Annotated in this window: 14 protein-coding genes, 1 tRNA gene and 1 pseudogene; 6 read left to right on the forward strand and 10 right to left on the reverse strand. The window is 61.9% G+C overall.

What is annotated here, in order from left to right; translation table 11 throughout:
- Positions 1-121: 121 nt before the first annotated feature.
- The 7 genes from ACHMXK_RS05225 to ACHMXK_RS05255 form a co-directional block, all read right to left on the reverse strand.
- A complete protein-coding gene (locus ACHMXK_RS05225) occupies positions 122-1,546 on the reverse strand; it encodes a sigma 54-interacting transcriptional regulator (RefSeq protein ID WP_397438296.1) in 1,425 nt (474 codons plus the stop codon).
- Positions 1,543-2,151 carry a hypothetical protein gene (locus ACHMXK_RS05230; RefSeq protein WP_397438298.1) on the reverse strand — a complete coding sequence of 203 codons (609 nt, stop codon included), beginning with the start codon at positions 2,149-2,151 and terminating at the stop codon, positions 1,543-1,545. Before ACHMXK_RS05230 ends, ACHMXK_RS05225 begins: the two co-directional genes overlap by 4 nt.
- Complete coding sequence (locus ACHMXK_RS05235) at positions 2,135-3,556, reverse strand: sensor histidine kinase (RefSeq protein ID WP_397438300.1); 1,422 nt, start codon at positions 3,554-3,556, stop codon at positions 2,135-2,137. The genes ACHMXK_RS05230 and ACHMXK_RS05235 overlap by 17 nt, the downstream gene beginning before the upstream one ends.
- 40 nt (positions 3,557-3,596) lie before the next feature.
- Positions 3,597-4,943 (reverse strand): tRNA (N6-isopentenyl adenosine(37)-C2)-methylthiotransferase MiaB, encoded by a 1,347-nt coding sequence (gene miaB, locus ACHMXK_RS05240; RefSeq protein WP_397438302.1) that lies wholly within the window; start codon positions 4,941-4,943, stop codon positions 3,597-3,599.
- An 81-nt stretch (positions 4,944-5,024) separates the two neighbouring features.
- Positions 5,025-5,489, reverse strand: a complete 465-nt coding sequence (locus ACHMXK_RS05245; RefSeq protein ID WP_397438304.1) for a hypothetical protein — start codon at positions 5,487-5,489, stop codon at positions 5,025-5,027.
- Positions 5,490-5,582: 93 nt separating this feature from the next.
- Positions 5,583-5,659: transfer RNA gene (locus tag ACHMXK_RS05250), tRNA-Met, on the reverse strand.
- 27 nt (positions 5,660-5,686) lie between these two features.
- Positions 5,687-6,463, reverse strand: coding sequence for an enoyl-CoA hydratase (locus ACHMXK_RS05255; protein ID WP_397438306.1), 777 nt, complete (start codon positions 6,461-6,463; stop codon positions 5,687-5,689).
- 135 nt (positions 6,464-6,598) lie between these two features.
- On the opposite strand from ACHMXK_RS05255, the gene ACHMXK_RS05260 reads away from it, so the two are divergent.
- From ACHMXK_RS05260 to paaK, 3 genes are read left to right on the forward strand one after another with little or no spacing between them, the layout of a single operon-like run.
- Positions 6,599-7,417, forward strand: a complete 819-nt coding sequence (locus ACHMXK_RS05260) for an enoyl-CoA hydratase-related protein (RefSeq protein ID WP_397438308.1) — start codon at positions 6,599-6,601, stop codon at positions 7,415-7,417.
- Between the two features lie 2 nt (positions 7,418-7,419).
- The gene (paaI, locus tag ACHMXK_RS05265) at positions 7,420-7,854 is read left to right on the forward strand and encodes a hydroxyphenylacetyl-CoA thioesterase PaaI (RefSeq protein ID WP_397438310.1); all 435 of its coding nucleotides are present in this window, start codon (positions 7,420-7,422) and stop codon (positions 7,852-7,854) included.
- Positions 7,851-9,143 carry a phenylacetate--CoA ligase PaaK gene (paaK, locus tag ACHMXK_RS05270; RefSeq protein ID WP_397438312.1) on the forward strand — a complete coding sequence of 431 codons (1,293 nt, stop codon included), beginning with the start codon at positions 7,851-7,853 and terminating at the stop codon, positions 9,141-9,143. Before paaI ends, paaK begins: the two co-directional genes overlap by 4 nt.
- Before the next feature lie 8 nt (positions 9,144-9,151).
- Here the strand turns inward: paaK and ACHMXK_RS05275 are convergent.
- The 3 genes and pseudogenes from ACHMXK_RS05275 to ACHMXK_RS05285 all read right to left on the reverse strand — a co-directional run bounded on the left by ACHMXK_RS05275 (position 9,152) and on the right by ACHMXK_RS05285 (position 12,968).
- Positions 9,152-10,971, reverse strand: a pseudogene (locus tag ACHMXK_RS05275) (M61 family metallopeptidase).
- Positions 10,972-11,127: 156 nt separating this feature from the next.
- Positions 11,128-11,850 (reverse strand): DsbC family protein, encoded by a 723-nt coding sequence (locus tag ACHMXK_RS05280; RefSeq protein WP_397438314.1) that lies wholly within the window; start codon positions 11,848-11,850, stop codon positions 11,128-11,130.
- 14 nt (positions 11,851-11,864) lie between these two features.
- Positions 11,865-12,968 carry an FAD-dependent monooxygenase gene (locus ACHMXK_RS05285; protein WP_397438316.1) on the reverse strand — a complete coding sequence of 368 codons (1,104 nt, stop codon included), beginning with the start codon at positions 12,966-12,968 and terminating at the stop codon, positions 11,865-11,867.
- An 84-nt stretch (positions 12,969-13,052) separates the two neighbouring features.
- Here ACHMXK_RS05285 and ACHMXK_RS05290 point away from each other — a divergent pair, with 84 nt between their 5' ends.
- The 3 genes from ACHMXK_RS05290 to ACHMXK_RS05300 all read left to right on the forward strand — a co-directional run bounded on the left by ACHMXK_RS05290 (position 13,053) and on the right by ACHMXK_RS05300 (position 16,007).
- On the forward strand, positions 13,053-13,964 hold the full coding sequence (locus ACHMXK_RS05290) for an MOSC domain-containing protein (protein WP_397438318.1): 912 nt from the start codon (positions 13,053-13,055) through the stop codon (positions 13,962-13,964).
- A 62-nt stretch (positions 13,965-14,026) separates the two neighbouring features.
- Positions 14,027-15,118 carry a redox-regulated ATPase YchF gene (ychF, locus tag ACHMXK_RS05295; RefSeq protein WP_397438320.1) on the forward strand — a complete coding sequence of 364 codons (1,092 nt, stop codon included), beginning with the start codon at positions 14,027-14,029 and terminating at the stop codon, positions 15,116-15,118.
- Positions 15,119-15,245: 127 nt separating this feature from the next.
- Complete coding sequence (locus ACHMXK_RS05300; protein ID WP_397438322.1) at positions 15,246-16,007, forward strand: rRNA pseudouridine synthase; 762 nt, start codon at positions 15,246-15,248, stop codon at positions 16,005-16,007.
- The last annotated feature ends 20 nt before the right edge of the window (positions 16,008-16,027 follow it).

The following is a 16,027-nucleotide window of genomic DNA, read 5'->3' on the forward strand; positions in this document are numbered from 1 at the left end:
ACCTATTTAAATCAACAGCTTGGAAGAATTCGGCGGAATGAGCGGCGTGCCGGGCTTGAAAAAGGCCGGTTTAGCCGGATTTTGTCGCCAAAAAGCGACAAGGATGGGGGTGTTGAGGAGATTACTCTTTTAAATCAGGTACTTGGCCCTGTCGCTCGTCGGCGACAGCCTCAGACGAGGCCGTGGTGGGCAAGGCCTTGAAGTGGCCGGGCGTGAGCCCGTGTTTTTGCATCAGGCGGTAAAACTCGGTGCGGTTCCGGTCCGCCAGCCGTGCTGCGTCGGCCACGTTGCCATCGGTGAGTTTGAGCAGGCCGACCAGATACTCGCGCTCGAAACGCTGGCGTGCTTCGGCCAGCGTGAGCACCTGTACGCTGGGCGCACGCAGGGCGCGCTGGATCAGCGCCAGCGGGATCAGCGGTGTGCTGGCCAGCGCACAGACCTGCTCGACCACGTTGTAAAGCTGGCGCACATTGCCGGGCCAGGCCGCGGTACTGAGCGCTTTCAAGGCCTCCGGTGCAAAACCGCTCAGGCGTTTGCCGTATTTGCCGGCGAGTTTGAGCAGGAAGTGGTTGGCCAGCAGCGCAATGTCTTCGCGCCGCTCGGCCAGCGGCGGCAAGGTCAAGGTGACCACATTGAGGCGGTAATACAGGTCGGTGCGGAACTGGCCATCGGCCATGGCCGCGTCCAGGTCGCGGTGGGTGGCCGAGAGGATGCGCACATTGACCGGAATCGACTGACTGGAGCCCAGCGGCCTGACCACACGCTCCTGCAAAACCCGCAACAACTTGACCTGTAAGGACAGCGGCATGTCACCAATTTCGTCCAGCAGCAGGGTGCCGCCTTCGGCCGCCTGGAACAAGCCCTTGTGGTTGGCCGAGGCGTCGGTGAACGCGCCTTTCATGTGGCCAAACAGTTCGGACTCCAGCAAGGCTTCGGGAATGGCGCCGCAGTTCACGGCCACAAAAGGATGTTTGGCGCGCGGGCTGACCTGGTGAATGGCCTGGGCCAGCAATTCTTTGCCGGTGCCGCTTTCGCCGCGCAACATCACACTGGCATCCGAACGCGCCACCATGCGGGCCTCGGCCAGCGTTTCGGCCATGCGGCTGGAGCGGCTGATGATGCCGGTCTGCCAGGCGGGCTCCTGGCCGGCTTTGGCGACGGGCGCCGGCGCACTCAGCGACAGGGCTTGCGTGATTTTGTCGAGCAGGTTTTTGCCGTCAAAGGGTTTGGTCAGGTAGGTGAAGACGCCGCGTTCGGTGGCTTCGACGGCATCCGGAATGGTGCCGTGGGCGGTCAGCAGAATCACCGGCAGTGACGGGTGGCGGGCACGGATCTCGTCAAACAGCGCCAGCCCATCCTTGCCGGGCAGGCGCACATCGCTGAGCACCAGTTGCGGACGTTCAATGTCGAGCTGGGTCAGCGCCGCTTCGGCCGAACTCACGGCGCTGACGCGGTAACCTGCGGCGGTCAGGCGCATGGTCAGCAGACGCAACATGTCGGCGTCGTCGTCGACAACCAGCAAGTGGGTGGCGGTGGGGGCGGTCATGGGCGGTTTCGTCCGTTGGGCGATGAGGCCGGCGCGGCCGGGGGGCGGCTGGTCAGGCTGCGTTCAATTTCCTTGAGGGCGTCGAGTTTGTCCTGGGTTTGTTCGACCCGGCGCTGCAGATCGCGCAGTTGCTGGTTCTGGCGGTCCAGCTGGTCTTCGACTCGCCTTTGGTCGGCAAAACGGGTGGCCAGCAAGCGGGCCAGGCCGTGCAGGGGCCGCGCGTCGTCGCTGCTATTGGTCAAAACACGTTGCACCAGTTCTTGCGCACGCACCAGGTCGTACAACTGGCGTGTCTGGGTCAGGGTGATGGCCAGGCGCAGCTGGTCGGCCGGCAACGCCGGGTCACCCAGACGGGCGATTTCTTGCGCCAGCTCGGTGCCTTGCAGGCCGCGCGTGCGGTCGGCGTGTTCGAGCAGGGCCGAGACCGCATCCCGGCTCTGCGCGGGCGGTGCAGGCGACGCGGCCACAGCGGCGGGCGACGGGTTGGCCGTCATGGCCTGGGCGGCGGTTTTTTCCATGGGCAGGCTGCAGCCGGCAACAAACAGGCTGATCAGCAGTGCGGCGGGCAAGGCCGTGGGAAGGACGGGTTTAAGGCTTGAGCGCATGGGGAAGTTCGATTCTGAAATGGGCGCCGGGGTGGTCCGGCAGCAACAGCACCCGGCCGCCATGGGCGGCCACGTACTCCTGCACGATGGACAGGCCAATGCCGCTGCCACGTACGGTTTGCGGCGGTTGCCGCTCGCCCCGGTAAAAAGGTTCAAAAACACGGGTTCGGTCGGCAGCGGCGATGCCGGGGCCTTCGTCACCGACATCGATATGTACGTTATCGGCGAGCCGACTCAGCTTGATCTGTATCCGGCCCTGGACCGGGGAAAAATGAATGGCATTGGACAACAGGTTGGCAATCACCGTGCCCAGCTTGTCGCGGTCCACCTCGGCTTGTACGGCCAGACCTTCGACGCTGATTTGCAGCTCACGCGCGCGCCATTGCAGTCGCTGGCTTTCGACCTGTTCTTCGATCAGTTGCCGCAGGTTGGTTTTTTCCCGGCGCAGCTGGCGCGCTTCAAAAGCTGCGGCGTTAAAACGCAGCAGGTCTTCAATCTGGCCCTGCAAGACACCGGTGTTGTGGCGCAGGATTTTTGCCACCTCGCGCTGGTTGTCGCTGAGTTCGCCGGCCACGCCATCCTCCAGCAGCGACACGCCTTCGCGCAGCGAAGCCAGCGGGGTTTTCAGTTCGTGCGACACATGGCGTAAAAAGCGCGATTTGTCGGCGTCCAGCTCTACCAGCCGCAGGCGTAACCACTCCAGGCGCTGGCCGACCAGTTGCAAGTCGGCCGGGCCGGCGATGGCAATCGCCTCGTCCAGGCGGTTTTCACCGAGGCCGATGATGGCTTTTTCCAGGCGGCGTAGCGGCCGTGTCAGCCAGATGCCGAAGGCCAGTGCCAGCAACACGGCGAGCACGATGGCGCTGATGACTTGCTGCGTCAGTTGCCGGCTGCGTGTCTCCAGCGTTTCCTGCAGGCTGGTGTTTTGCGCGGCAATGGTTTGCCGCACCTGCTGGGCAATGGCGGCGTTGACGAGGTCGAGTTCGCGAAACTCATGCGCAACCTGCCGGTCCCGGTCCAGTGCGGTGTCGGGCGGGCCGGCCAGCAGCGCGGTGATGGTTTTCAGACGGTCTTTCCAGTCATTCACCAGGGCCTGGGACACGCCTTGTGTGGCCAGGCGCGCCAGCACGGTTTTGCCATCGGCCGCCGCCTCGTCAAAACGCCGGCGCAACAAACGATCGGCCAGCACCACCGACTGGCGTGCCGTGCGTTCCATGGCGACGCTGCGCTCCGTCAACGACTGGGCGGCCGCGCTCAGGTCCAGCGCACGTGCGGCGCTGTCGCGGCTTTGCAGGGTCAGTTGTTCCAAGGTGAACAAGGCGCGCAGCGAGGCCGCGGCCAGCAAGGCCGCGATCAGTAAAAAGGCGACGACCAGCAATTGCCGGAAAGAAACGTGCTTCAGCATCCTGGAAAGCTGCGGGCCGGCACGGTCAGCACCACCGGTCTCAGGCCGGCAGGGCTGCGTCTTCGTGCAGCAACACTTGTCCGCGCAGCGAGCGCTGCGAGGCTTCGGTGATGGTCACGTCAATCATCTGGCCGATCAGCCGGGCGGGGCCCTGGAAGTTGACGACGCGGTTGCATTCGGTACGGCCCATCAGTTCGGCGCTGTCCTTGCGTGAGACACCCTCGACCAGGATGCGCTGCACCGTGCCCTGGCGGCTGGCGCTGATGGCGCGCACGCTGTCGTCAATCGCGGCTTGCAGGCGCTGCAGACGTGCCAGCTTGACGGCATGCGGCGTGTCGTCGGCCAGGTTGGCGGCCGGCGTGCCGGGCCGCGGGCTGAAGATAAAGCTGAAGGAGGTGTCATAACCCACGTCGTCAATCAGCTTCATCATCTTGTTGAAGTCGTCGTCGGTTTCGCCGGGGAAACCCACAATGAAGTCGCTGCTCATGGCCAGGTCGGGGCGGATGGCGCGTAACTTGCGGATGGTGGATTTGTATTCCATCGCCGTGTAGCCGCGTTTCATGGCCATCAGAATCCGGTCCGAGCCGTGTTGCACCGGCAGGTGCAGGTGGTTCACCAGTTTGGGCAGCTTGGCGTAGGCGTCGATCAGGCTTTGTGTGAACTCGTTGGGGTGGCTGGTGACGTAACGGATACGTTCGATGCCGGGAATGTCGGAGACATATTCGAGCAGGGTGGCAAAGTCGGCGATGTCTGCCGTGCCGCCCATGGGGCCGCGGTAGGCATTGACGTTTTGCCCCAGGAGTGTCACTTCTTTCACACCCTGGTCGGCCAGGCCGGCCACTTCGACCAGCACGTCTTCAAAGGGGCGCGACACTTCTTCGCCGCGGGTGTAAGGCACAACGCAATAACTGCAGTATTTGGAGCAGCCTTCCATGATGCTGACAAAGGCGCTGGCGCCTTCGACACGTGCCGGCGGCAGGTGGTCGAATTTTTCAATCTCGGGAAAACTGATGTCGACCTGCGATTTGCCCAGGCTCATGCGTTTGTTCAGCAAATCCGGCAGGCGGTGCAGGGTTTGCGGGCCAAACACCACGTCCACATAAGGCGCACGTTCGATGATGGCGTCACCTTCCTGGCTGGCGACACAACCGCCTACGCCGATCAACACGCCTTTTTTCTTCAGGTGTTTGACACGACCCAGGTCGCTAAACACTTTTTCTTGCGCTTTTTCGCGCACCGAACAGGTGTTGAACAGGATCAGGTCGGCCTCGTCGACATTGGTCGTGGGCTCGTAACCCTGGGCGGCGTGCAACACGTCGGACATTTTGTCCGAGTCGTATTCGTTCATCTGGCACCCGAAGGTTTTGATAAAGACTTTTTTGCTCATGATTTTCGCTATCGAATTACTAGCTGCTTGCGCCCGTGGAATAAGGGCTGGAGGGCAATTTGGCTTATAAAAACAGCAGATTTACTGTTTGTAGCCCGGCAACTGGTGGTAAGGCGTCTTGCCGTCGTCCTGCGGCGCGGTGCTGGACTCGAAGCCGAAGCTAAAGCTACGTGTGGCCAGGCCTTCGCGTTTTTCCTTGGCTTCTTCCGCGCTCAGCACCCAGACCTCGGACACCAGGCCGGCGCTGTCGCGGGTGTAGTTGACCAGCAGTTCCTGGCCGACCAGGCTGCCCGACATGGTGTGGGTGTTGTTGAGATTGCGGATGCGCGCGCCGGGCGAGAGTTTGTCCGGCTTGCCGTTCAGGCTGATTTCAGGCGGTGCGGTGACCACCAGCAGGCCGCGCCGCGCAGATTTGGGAAACTGCCGCACGCTCAGGCTGCCGTCACTGTCGCTGCTTTGGGCTGCTGCGGGCAGGGCCGCTGTCAGCAGAACAGCCAGGAGGGAGGCGGGCAGGGCCCAGGGGAGGTGTCGCAGGCAGCGTTTCATGGTTTATATCCAGAGGCTGTGAAGTAATAAAGCCCCAGAGGCCGCTGCCTGTGGGGCTGTCGCCCAATTTGTAAAAACTTGGCGTGAAATGAGTGGTGGTGATAGGTGGACTTGAACCACCGACATCAGCATTATGAATGCTGCGCTCTAACCAACTGAGCTATATCACCGCGCGACGCATATTATAGCTGGAGTATTCAGCGGTTCTTGAAAACCGGTTTGCGTTTGTTGACAAAAGCGTCCATGCCTTCTTTCTGGTCGCTGGTGGCGAACATGGCGTGGAACATGCGGCGCTCGAACATGATGCCGTCGGCCAGCGTGCTTTCAAAGGCGCGGTTGATGCTTTCCTTGGCGGCCATCACGGCAATCTGGCCGTAGTCGCAAATCTGCAGCGCCGCGCCCAGCGCCTCGTCCATGAGTTTGTCCAGCGGCACCACGCGGCTGACCAGTCCGCTGCGTTCGGCTTCGGTCGCGTCCATCATGCGGCCGGTCAAGGCCAGGTCCATGGCCTTGGCCTTGCCGATGGCGCGCGGCAGGCGCTGCGTGCCGCCGGCGCCCGGGATGATGCCCAGCTTGATTTCGGGCTGGCCGAAACGGGCGTTGTCCGCGGCAATGATGAAGTCGCACATCATGGCCAGCTCGCAGCCACCGCCCAGCGCAAAACCGCTGACCGCAGCAATCACCGGCTTGCGGATGCCGCGGATCTGTTCCCAGTTGCGCGTGATGTAGTCCTTGTTATAAACATCGGCAAAACCGTAAGTCGCCATGGCCCCGATGTCGGCGCCGGCCGCAAAGGCTTTTTCGCTGCCCGTCAAAATCATGCAGCCGATGTTTTCGTCCGCGTCGAAAGCCTTGAGCGCCGCGCCCAGCTCGTCCATCAACTGGTCGTTCAGCGCATTCAGCTGCTTGGGCCGGTTCAGGGTGATGATGGCCACACGGCCCTCGGTTTTGGTCACAATCAGTTCGTAAGTCATGGTCGGTGTCCTTGTTGAACCTGAATGATGCCACGATCTTTTTGGTGTTTGCCCCCGTTTAAGCGGTCGAAAACAAGGGAAAACATTAACCGACCGATGAGTCGGTTAATGCTAAATTCAAAACAGGAGATGCTTATGAACCACGCCCCGTCCGACACAACCGCCGAATCCACCGTCTTGTATGCCGAACAAGGCACCGTGGCGGTCCTCACGCTGAATCGCCCGCAGGCGCTCAACAGTTTCACCCGCCAGATGCACCACGATTTATGGACTGCGCTGGACAGCGCCGAGGCCAACCCCATCATTCGTGCGCTGGTCATCACCGGCGCCGGACGCGGCTTTTGCGCCGGCGCCGACCTGGGTGAATTCGACTTTGCACCCGGCCCCGACCTGGTTGAACGCGCCAACCCTGGCCCGGTGATCGAGCAGGCCTTCAACCCCACGGTGCGCCGCCTGCAAAACCTGCGCATGCCGACCATTGCCGCGGTCAACGGCGTGGCGGCTGGTGCCGGCGCCTCGCTGGCCATGACCTGCGACATCGCGATTGCCGCACCGACGGCCAGCTTTATCCAGGCCTTCAGCAAGATAGGCCTGATTCCCGACGCTGGCGGCACCTGGTTTTTGCCGCAGCGCCTGGGCCTGGCACGGGCCATGGCGCTGGCCATGACCGGCGACAAGCTGGCGGCCGCGCAAGCCAAGGAGTGGGGCATGATTTGGGACGTGGCCGACGACTGTGTGGCTGCGGCCCTGGCGCTGGCCCAGCGTCTGGCCAGCATGCCGACCCAAGCGCTGGTCGCCACCCGGCAGATGTTGCGTGAGAGCTCCACCCGCAGCCTGAACCAGCAACTCGATGCCGAACGTGACACCCAGTCGGCGATGGGCCGCACACATGACTATATAGAAGGCGTGACGGCTTTCCTGGAGAAACGCCCGGCGGCGTTCAAGGGCGAATAGGCATGCAAGCCCAAGAACTGGCGCAGGCCGTGGGTGAGGCCATGTTTGCCGCCGACAGCGCTTCGCGCGAGTTCATGCAGATGGAACTGCTGAGTTGCGCACCCGGCCGCGCCGTGATGCGTATGACCGTGCGTGAACCCATGCTCAACGGTCACAAAATTTGCCACGGCGGGCTGATCTTCACCCTGGCCGACTCGACCTTTGCTTTTGCCTGCAACAGCTACAACAAGGTGGCGGTGGCCGCGGGTTGCAGCATCGAATTCCTCAAGCCCGGCCAGCTCGGCGACGTGTTGACCTGTGAAGGTGTGGAGCAGGTGCTTCAGGGCCGGCACGGTGTGTACGACATGAAAGTCAGCAACCAGCGTGGCGAGGTGATTGCCATGTTTCGCGGCAAAAGTGCGCAGATTCCAGGTCATGTGATTCCGGAGACTCCATGAAAAGTTTTCCCCTTGAGCCCATAGAAAAAGCGAGCCTGGACGAGTTGCGCGCCCTGCAGCTCAAGCGCCTGCAGGCCACGCTGCAACAGGCTTACCGGCATTCACCGGTGTACCGGGCCAAGTTTGATGCCGCTGGTATGCACCCGGACGATTGCCGGTCGCTGGCCGATCTGGCGAAGTTTCCTTTCACCACCAAAAAAGACCTGCGCGAGAGTTACCCCTTTGGCATGTTGGCTGTGCCGCGCGAGCGCTGTGTACGTATCCATGCGTCCAGCGGCACCACCGGTAAACCGACGGTGGTGGCCTACACCCAAAACGACGTGGACATGTGGGCGGGCTGTGTGGCCCGCAGCATACGCGCGGCCGGCGCACGTCCGGGTGACATGGTGCATGTCAGTTACGGTTATGGCCTGTTCACGGGTGGGCTGGGCGCCCATTACGGCGCGGAAAAACTGGGTTTGACGGTGGTTCCTTTTGGCGGCGGGCAGACCGAACGCCAGGTGCAGCTGATCCACGATTTCAAACCCGACATCATCATGGTCACGCCCAGCTACATGCTGGCGATTGCCGACGAGTTTGAAAAACAGGGGCTGTCTGCCGCCGATTCCAGCCTGCGTATAGGCATCTTCGGCGCCGAACCCTGGACCAACGACATGCGGCGCGCGATCGAGCAACGTGTGGGCATCGACGCCGTGGATATTTATGGCTTGAGCGAAGTCATAGGCCCGGGCGTGGCCAGCGAATGTGTGGAGACCAAGGACGGTCCAACCATCTGGGAAGACCATTTTTACCCCGAGATCATTGACCCCGACAGCGGCGAGTTGTTGCCCGACGGCGAAATCGGCGAACTGGTGTTCACCAGCCTGAGCAAAGAGGCGCTGCCCATCATCCGTTACCGCACGCGCGACCTGACGCGCCTGCTGCCCGGCACCGCGCGCAGCATGCGGCGCATGGAAAAAATCACAGGCCGCAGCGACGACATGATGATTGTGCGCGGCGTCAATGTGTTCCCGACACAGATCGAGGAGTTGATCCTCAAACGCAGCGAGCTGGCGCCGCATTACCAATGCATCCTGACGCGTGAGGGCGCGCTGGACTGTTTGCGTGTGGCGGTCGAAACCCGTCCCGGCTTGTCACCCGACAGTGCGCCTGCACAGGCCGCCGCGGTGTTGCTGCAACACGAGATCAAGGCCTACATAGGCACGGCTGCCGACATCGAGTTGCGCGCCGAAGGTGGCGTGGAACGCAGCCTGGGCAAGGCCAAACGGGTGCTGGACCGCCGGGTTTAGCGCATTTTTTAGTCTGCTGCGGCTAACCAGCGGTCAGCTTGCGCCGCATCGCGCAAGACCAGGCGCCAGGTCGTCACGCCGCTGGGCAGGCTCAACTCCAGCCGCAGCAGGCGTTTGTCACGCGCGACCAGGGCCAGCACTTTTTGGCCGTTCCGGCGTAGAGCGGCAGGTCGTCGAGTTTGTCCAGGCGCCAGCCTTCGGTCGGGGGTTTCTTTTTTCCCGTCGCGACAGCTTCTATCCCCAGCCATTCGTCACCGGCGACAAAACCGGCGCGTTCGGCGGCGCCGCCGCGCAATACCGTCTTGACCTGGATGCTGCCGTTTTCCAGCACACGCAGGCCCAGGGCCTGGGCCAGTTGGGCCGGTTCCTGCAACACCGCCACGCCGTGGCGCTGCAACAAGTCCTGCAGTGGCAAGTCGCCGGTGCCGTGTACCCAGCTGGCGATTTCGGCCGCGTAAGAACGCCCGCCGACTTCCTGCAGCGCGTCCGCAAAGTCCGCCTCGCCCATGGGGCCGCCCTTGCAACGTTGCCACAGGTTGCGCATCACCTCGTCCAGCGTGGCGGCTTGACCGAGCTTGCTTTCGGCGCGCAAGCTCAGGTCAAAACACAGGGCGACCAAAGCGCCCTTGGTGTAATAACTGACGGTGGCGTTGGGTGTGTTTTCATCCTGGCGGTAATACTTGACCCAGGCATCAAAGCTGGCCTGGGCCACCGACTGCAGCAGCCGGCCCGGCGTCTGCAGCACTTGGTTGATGGTTTTGTTCAGCAGTTTCAGGTAGGCCGCATCGTCCAGCAGGCCGGCACGACGCAGCAGCAGGTCGTCGTAATAACTGGTGAAACCTTCAAAAAACCAGAGCAGAGGCGTGTAGTTTTCCGCGTCGTAGTTGTAGCTGGCAAACTCCGCCGGGCGCAGGCGTTTGACGTTCCAGGTGTGAAAATATTCGTGGCTGATCAGGCCGCGCAAGGTGGTGTAACCCTCGGAGGTTTTGCTGTCGCCCAGGCGTGGCAAGTCCTTGCGTTTGCAGATCAGTGCGGTGGAGTTGCGGTGCTCCAGCCCGCCGTAACCATCGTCCACGGCGTTGAGCATGAACACATAGTTTTTGTACGGCGGTTTTTTGCTGTCGTGCCAGAAGCGGATTTGCGTTTCGCAAATTTTCCGGGCATCGTCCAGCAGCCGTTCGCCGTCAAAACTAGCCATGGCGCCGGCCACCACAAAACGGTGCGGCACACCGCAGGCGAAAAACGAGCCGCTCCAGAAGACACCCATCTCGACCGGGCAGTCGACCAGTTCGTCGTAGTCGGCGGCCAGGTAGCTGCCGAAACCTTGCTTGTTGATTTTCAGCGGGCTGAGGCCGGTGGCCACCGACCAGTCGGCCAGCGCGGCATGGGGCACGATGTCGAGCTGGTGCGGGGCCTGAGTCTGGCCCTCGACCCGCAGACACAAGGAGCTGTTGTTGAAAAAGCCGCGGCTGGCATCCAGGCAGGCGGTGCGCACCGAGTTGTCGTTGGCGTAAACCTCGTAGCTCAGCAGCAGCGGCTTGTCGCTGTTGCAGCGGACCTGCCAGCTGTTTTTGTCCAGTTGTGTCAGTTGGCCGGCGGGCAGGGCGCGTGTGCCTTGCCGCGCGCGCAGGTTTTGCAGGTTTTTGGAAAACTCGCGCACCAGGTAGCTGCCCGGAATCCACACCGGCAAGCTGAGCCGCTGCAGCGCCGCCGGTCGCGCAATTGTCAGCGTGATGCGGAACAAATGGGCTTGCGGGTCGGCGATTTCGACGCGGTAATGAATCGCTGCGGCATCAGGTGAGGGGGGCTGGGCGCGTGGCTTGGGCATAAGGACTCAAGAAAGCCCTGACCAGCCCGCAGCGCCTTGTGACGCTCCAGCCTGCCCCGGGTATGGTGGAGATGCTATCAAAAGTAGAGCTTATTGCGCCCGTGAATTAAGGGCTGGAGGCACTTTTGACCATTATTTGTCTGCGCGTCGCCGCAATCAGGGCATCTTGGCGTCGTTCAGGTATTTTTCGACCTGCTGGGAACTGATGGCGCCGGGCACACGTGTACCGTCGGCAAAAATCACGGTCGGGGTGCCGGTGATGCGGTATTTCTTGCCGAACTCGATGTTGCGGGTCAGCGCGCTGGTGTCGCAGGTGGCGGCGGTCAGCGGTTGGTCACGCACCATCAGGTCTTGCCAGACCTTGGCTTTGTCTTTGGCACACCAGATGTGTTTGGATTTTTCCACCGAGTCCGGGCTCAGGATGGGGTACAAAAACATGTGGATGGTCACGTCGCTGACCTTTTGCATGTCGCGCTCAAAACGTTTGCAATAACCGCAGTTCGGATCTTCAAACACCGCCATCTTGCGTTTGCCGTTGCCGCGCACAATCGTGAACGCGTCCTTGACCGGCAAGGCATCGAAAGCCACCGCATTGAGTTTGTCGACCCGTTCTTCGGTCAGGTTGCGCCTGACCTTGGTGTCGATCAGGCTCCCCTGGATCAGGAAGTTGCCGTCGGCATCGGTGTAAAAAATCTCGCTGCCGTTGACGCGCACTTCATACAGGCCATTCATCGGCGTTTTGCTGATCTCGTCGATCTTGGGCAGGGTGGGCAGGCGGTCGGTCAGGTTTTTGCGGATCACCGCTTCCTGCGCAAAAGCGGCGCCCAGACTCAGTGCCAGCAAGCTGCAGGTCACGATTGATTTGAATAGTTTCTTCATTATTTTTTCCAGTTCTATAAACCCATGGCCTGCCGCGTGACCCATGTTTTTAATGGGCCGCTGCGTGCAAAACCTTTCATACCCCAATTGCGCAAGGCCTGCCAGCGCACATCACTTTGCGCAAATAAACCGTGCAAACCGTCGGTCACGGCGCCCATGGCCGCCACATCGGCTTTGCGCGCACGTTCATAACGGCGCAGCAATTTTTCATCCCCCAGGCCGCGCCAGTACTCACGTGCGTGAACCACTGCTGCCAGGCCGGCCGCATCGGCCAGCCCCAGGTTCAAACCCTGGCCGGCCAGCGGATGCACCGTGTGGGCCGCGTCACCGGCCAGTGCCCAGCCGGGGCCGACCCAGCGTTCTGCTTTGGACAGCGACAAGGGCCAGCTCGACAAGGCGCTGCTCAGTTGCAACTGCCCGGCTTCAACACCACACACGGCTTGTATCGCCGCAGCAAATTCTTCAGGCGACAACTTTTCCAGCGCGGCAGCGCGTTCCACAGAGACAGACCAGACCAGCGCCATAGAGTTCCCCTCGGCGCCACCCATCGGCAAAAGAGCCAGGATGTCGCCGCCGCAAAACCACTGGCGCGCCAGGCCTTGGTGCGGCTGGTCGCTGCTCAAGCGGCCGGCCATGGCTTTTTGCTGGTAAGGCTTGACGGTCCAGGCTGCGCCGAATTCGTTGCGGCTGCTGCTGTGTTTGCCCTCGCAGATCACGCTGAGTGTGGCTTTGACGGGTTCCGGCACGATTTCTATCTGCGACTGGTAACGCACGGCCTCGGCCAGTTGTTGCTCCAGCGCCGGCACATCCACGATCCAGGCCAGGGCCGCGCTGCGACCGGCTTCCGGCGCGAAATCCAGTTGGCCACCATCGTCGCCCCAGACGCGCATGGCTTGCACCGGCGTGGCAAAAGGTGCTTCCGGCCAGGCGCGCAGGGACGCCAGCAACTGGCGTGATGCGCTGTTCAGGGCGTAGGCCCGCACATCCTGGGCCGCGGGTGCGGCCGGGATGGGACGGGTGACCAGCGCCACCCGCAGGCGCTCGCGCGCCAGCAGCAGGGCCAGGGTGCGGCCCACCACACCGCCGCCGCGGATACAAACATCAAAAGGCTTGGACATGGCCCATTTTAGAAGGCAGTGCAAAATCGGACGCGTGTGGAGACTAAAACGAAAATTCAAAGGGTTTTTCAAGTGAGCCAATCATTGAGCGAAACATCCGGGGCGATCGCCGCCACAGCCGCTGACGCCGATCTACAAGCGGTCATCACCGGCCTGTGGGTGTATCCCGTCAAGTCCTGCGCCGGGGTGCCCGTGACCGAAGCGATCCTGACCGAAACCGGGCTGGAGTTTGATCGGGCCTGGATGGTGGTGGACGAAAACGGCGTGTTTGTGACGCAGCGCGAGTTGCCGCGCATGGCGCTGATCCAGCCCCAGCTCAAATACCACGACATGGTCTTGCGCGCGCCCGGCATGTTGGCCCTGCACATTGCGCTGGACCAGGTGCAGGAGCCGGTGCGGGTCAAGGTCTGGGACGACGAGGTCCAGGCTTACGACATGGGGCCTGTCGCCGCCCAGTGGTTCAGTGATTTTCTGGGCGCCAAGCTGCGCCTGGTGCGTTTTGATCCGGAACACAAACGGATTTGCAGCCCCAAATGGACCGGTGAGGTGGAGGCACTGAACCAGTTCAGCGACGGTTATTCGCTGCTGGTGCTCAGCCAGGCCTCGCTGGACCAGCTCAACGCCAAACTGGCGGCCCAGGGTGTGGCGGCTGTGGAGATGGCGCGGTTTCGGCCCAACATCGTGCTGGGCCATGCGGCCGGGAGCAGCGAGATGGCGCCGCACGATGAAGACCGGCTGGAGACCCTGCAGATCAGCACCGCGGAGGGCACAGTGCAACTCAAGCCGGTCAAGCCTTGCCCGCGTTGCCCGATTCCCAATATTGATCCGGCAACCGCAATCAGCAGCCCGGAGGTGGGTGACATGCTGCAAACCTACCGCCAGGACCCGCGTGTGAATGGCGGGCTGACCTTTGGCATGAACACCATTGTGCTGGGCGGTGTTGACCATCTGCTCAAGGTCGGTCAGGCTGTCGAGTCCAATTTCCGCTTCGATTAGCCCTTTGGATGTTGATTTTTCAGCATCGCATACACTTCTACCCCTGTTTTTGAAGGTTTGTCATGAGTTTGAAGTGCGGAATCGTAGGCTTGCCTAACGTCGGTAAATCGACCCTGTTTAATGCCTTGACCAAGGCGGGCATTGCGGCGGAAAACTACCCGTTTTGCACCATCGAGCCCAATGTGGGCGTGGTTGAAGTGCCTGACCCCCGGCTGGCGCAGCTGTCTGAGATCGTCCAGCCCGAACGTGTGGTGCCTGCGATTGTGGAGTTTGTGGACATCGCCGGCCTGGTCGCCGGCGCCAGCACCGGTGAAGGCCTGGGCAACAAGTTTCTGGCGCACATCCGCGAGACCGATGCCATTGTCAACGTGGTGCGCTGTTTTGACGATGACAACGTGATCCATGTGGCCGGCAAGGTGGATCCGATCTCCGACATCGAAGTGATCCAGACCGAACTTTGCCTGGCCGACCTGACGGCGGTTGAAAAAGCCTTGCACCGCGTGACCAAACTGGCGCGTTCGGGCGACAAGGAATCGATCAAGCTGGTCGCCATCCTGGAGAAATGCCAGGCCGCGCTCAACGAAGGCAAACCGGTACGCACGATTGACTTTGGCAAGGAAGAGTTGCCTTTGCTGAAGCAGTTTTTCTTCATCACGGCCAAGCCGGCCATGTTTGTCGGCAACGTGAGCGAAGACGGTTTCGAGAACAATCCCTACCTGGACCGCCTGAAGGCCTACGCCGCGACGCAGAATGCCCCGGTGGTGGCCATCTGCGCCAAGATCGAGGCCGAGTTGTCCGAGATGGACGATGCCGACCGCCTGGAGTTTCTCAAGGAACTGGGCCAGGATGAGCCGGGCCTGAACCGTCTGATCCGCTCGGCCTACAAGCTGCTGGGCCTGCAGACCTACTTCACGGCCGGTGTCAAGGAAGTGCGTGCCTGGACCATCCATGTGGGCGACACCGGGCCGCAGGCCGCCGGTGTGATCCACACCGATTTCGAGAAGGGCTACATCCGCGCCCAGACCATCGCCTTTGACGACTTCATCGCCTGCAAGGGTGAGCAGGGTGCCAAGGACGCCGGCAAGATGCGCGCCGAAGGCAAGGACTACGTCGTCAAGGACGGCGACGTGATGAACTTCCTGTTCAGCAGCTGATCTGACGCTGAGGCGGGCGATCTGTCGCCCGCTTGAGTATATTTTAGGCCTCCAGCCCTTGATGGGTGGGCGCAAGTAGCTATTGATTTTGTAGCGAATTTTTTCGAATCCCCTGAGGCCCTTGTCCATGACAGAACCCGTACGCCTCGATCAACGTCTGGCCAAACGCCTGGCCGAAATGTTGTCGTGTTCGCGCCGCGAGGCCGAGCAATACATCGAAGGCGGCTGGGTGCGGGTCGACGGCGTGGTGGTCGAGGAGCCGCAGTTCCGCGTGCTGGACCAGAAAATCGAAATCGATCGTGATGCCAGCCTGCTGGCGTTGACGCCGGTCACCTTGCTGCTGCACAAACCGGCGGGTTTCGCCTCCGGGCTGGACGACGGCGCGAGGCGGCCCGCCACGCCGGCGGTGCATTTGTTGAGCCTGGACAACCGGGCCAAAGACGACCGCTCCGGCATCCGGCCGCTGAAAAAACATTTCAGCAGCCAGGCGCTGGCGACACCGCTGGCCACGCCGGCCAGCGGTCTGGTGGTGTTCACGCAGGATTGGCGTGTGGCGCGCAAACTCAGCGAAGACGCCTCGGAGATGGAGCACGAAGTGATTGTCGAGGTCACCGGCACCCCGACGGGTGGCGGGCTGGATAGGCTCAACCGCATCGACCATGGCTTCACCTTCAACGGGTTCTTGCTGCCGCCGGCCAAGGTGAGCTGGCAAAACGAAACCCGGTTGCGCTTTGCGCTCAAGGGTGAGCGGCCCGGGCAGATTGCCTATATGTGTGAATGTATCGGGCTCAGCATCCAGGCCATGAAACGTATCCGTGTGGGTCGTGTGCCCATGAGCAGCTTGGCTGTGGGGCAGTGGCGTTATCTGTTGCCAAACGAACGGTTTTAAGGCGAAGGGGCTGGCGCCAG

This window comes from Polaromonas sp. UC242_47, from assembly GCF_044452385.1.
Taxonomy (GTDB): Bacteria; Pseudomonadota; Gammaproteobacteria; order Burkholderiales; family Burkholderiaceae_C; genus Polaromonas.

What these genes read in the sequence shown, in the direction of transcription:
- ACHMXK_RS05225 (WP_397438296.1), bottom strand. Translation starts at nt 1,546, where the DNA reads ATGACCGCCCCCACCGCCACCCACTTGCTGGTTGTCGACGACGACGCC.
- ACHMXK_RS05230 (WP_397438298.1), bottom strand. Translation starts at nt 2,151, where the DNA reads ATGCGCTCAAGCCTTAAACCCGTCCTTCCCACGGCCTTGCCCGCCGCA.
- ACHMXK_RS05235 (WP_397438300.1), bottom strand. Translation starts at nt 3,556, where the DNA reads ATGCTGAAGCACGTTTCTTTCCGGCAATTGCTGGTCGTCGCCTTTTTA.
- miaB (WP_397438302.1), bottom strand. Translation starts at nt 4,943, where the DNA reads ATGAGCAAAAAAGTCTTTATCAAAACCTTCGGGTGCCAGATGAACGAA.
- ACHMXK_RS05245 (WP_397438304.1), bottom strand. Translation starts at nt 5,489, where the DNA reads ATGAAACGCTGCCTGCGACACCTCCCCTGGGCCCTGCCCGCCTCCCTC.
- ACHMXK_RS05255 (WP_397438306.1), bottom strand. Translation starts at nt 6,463, where the DNA reads ATGACTTACGAACTGATTGTGACCAAAACCGAGGGCCGTGTGGCCATC.
- ACHMXK_RS05260 (WP_397438308.1), top strand. Translation starts at nt 6,599, where the DNA reads ATGAACCACGCCCCGTCCGACACAACCGCCGAATCCACCGTCTTGTAT.
- paaI (WP_397438310.1), top strand. Translation starts at nt 7,420, where the DNA reads ATGCAAGCCCAAGAACTGGCGCAGGCCGTGGGTGAGGCCATGTTTGCC.
- paaK (WP_397438312.1), top strand. Translation starts at nt 7,851, where the DNA reads ATGAAAAGTTTTCCCCTTGAGCCCATAGAAAAAGCGAGCCTGGACGAG.
- ACHMXK_RS05280 (WP_397438314.1), bottom strand. Translation starts at nt 11,850, where the DNA reads ATGAAGAAACTATTCAAATCAATCGTGACCTGCAGCTTGCTGGCACTG.
- ACHMXK_RS05285 (WP_397438316.1), bottom strand. Translation starts at nt 12,968, where the DNA reads ATGTCCAAGCCTTTTGATGTTTGTATCCGCGGCGGCGGTGTGGTGGGC.
- ychF (WP_397438320.1), top strand. Translation starts at nt 14,027, where the DNA reads ATGAGTTTGAAGTGCGGAATCGTAGGCTTGCCTAACGTCGGTAAATCG.
- ACHMXK_RS05300 (WP_397438322.1), top strand. Translation starts at nt 15,246, where the DNA reads ATGACAGAACCCGTACGCCTCGATCAACGTCTGGCCAAACGCCTGGCC.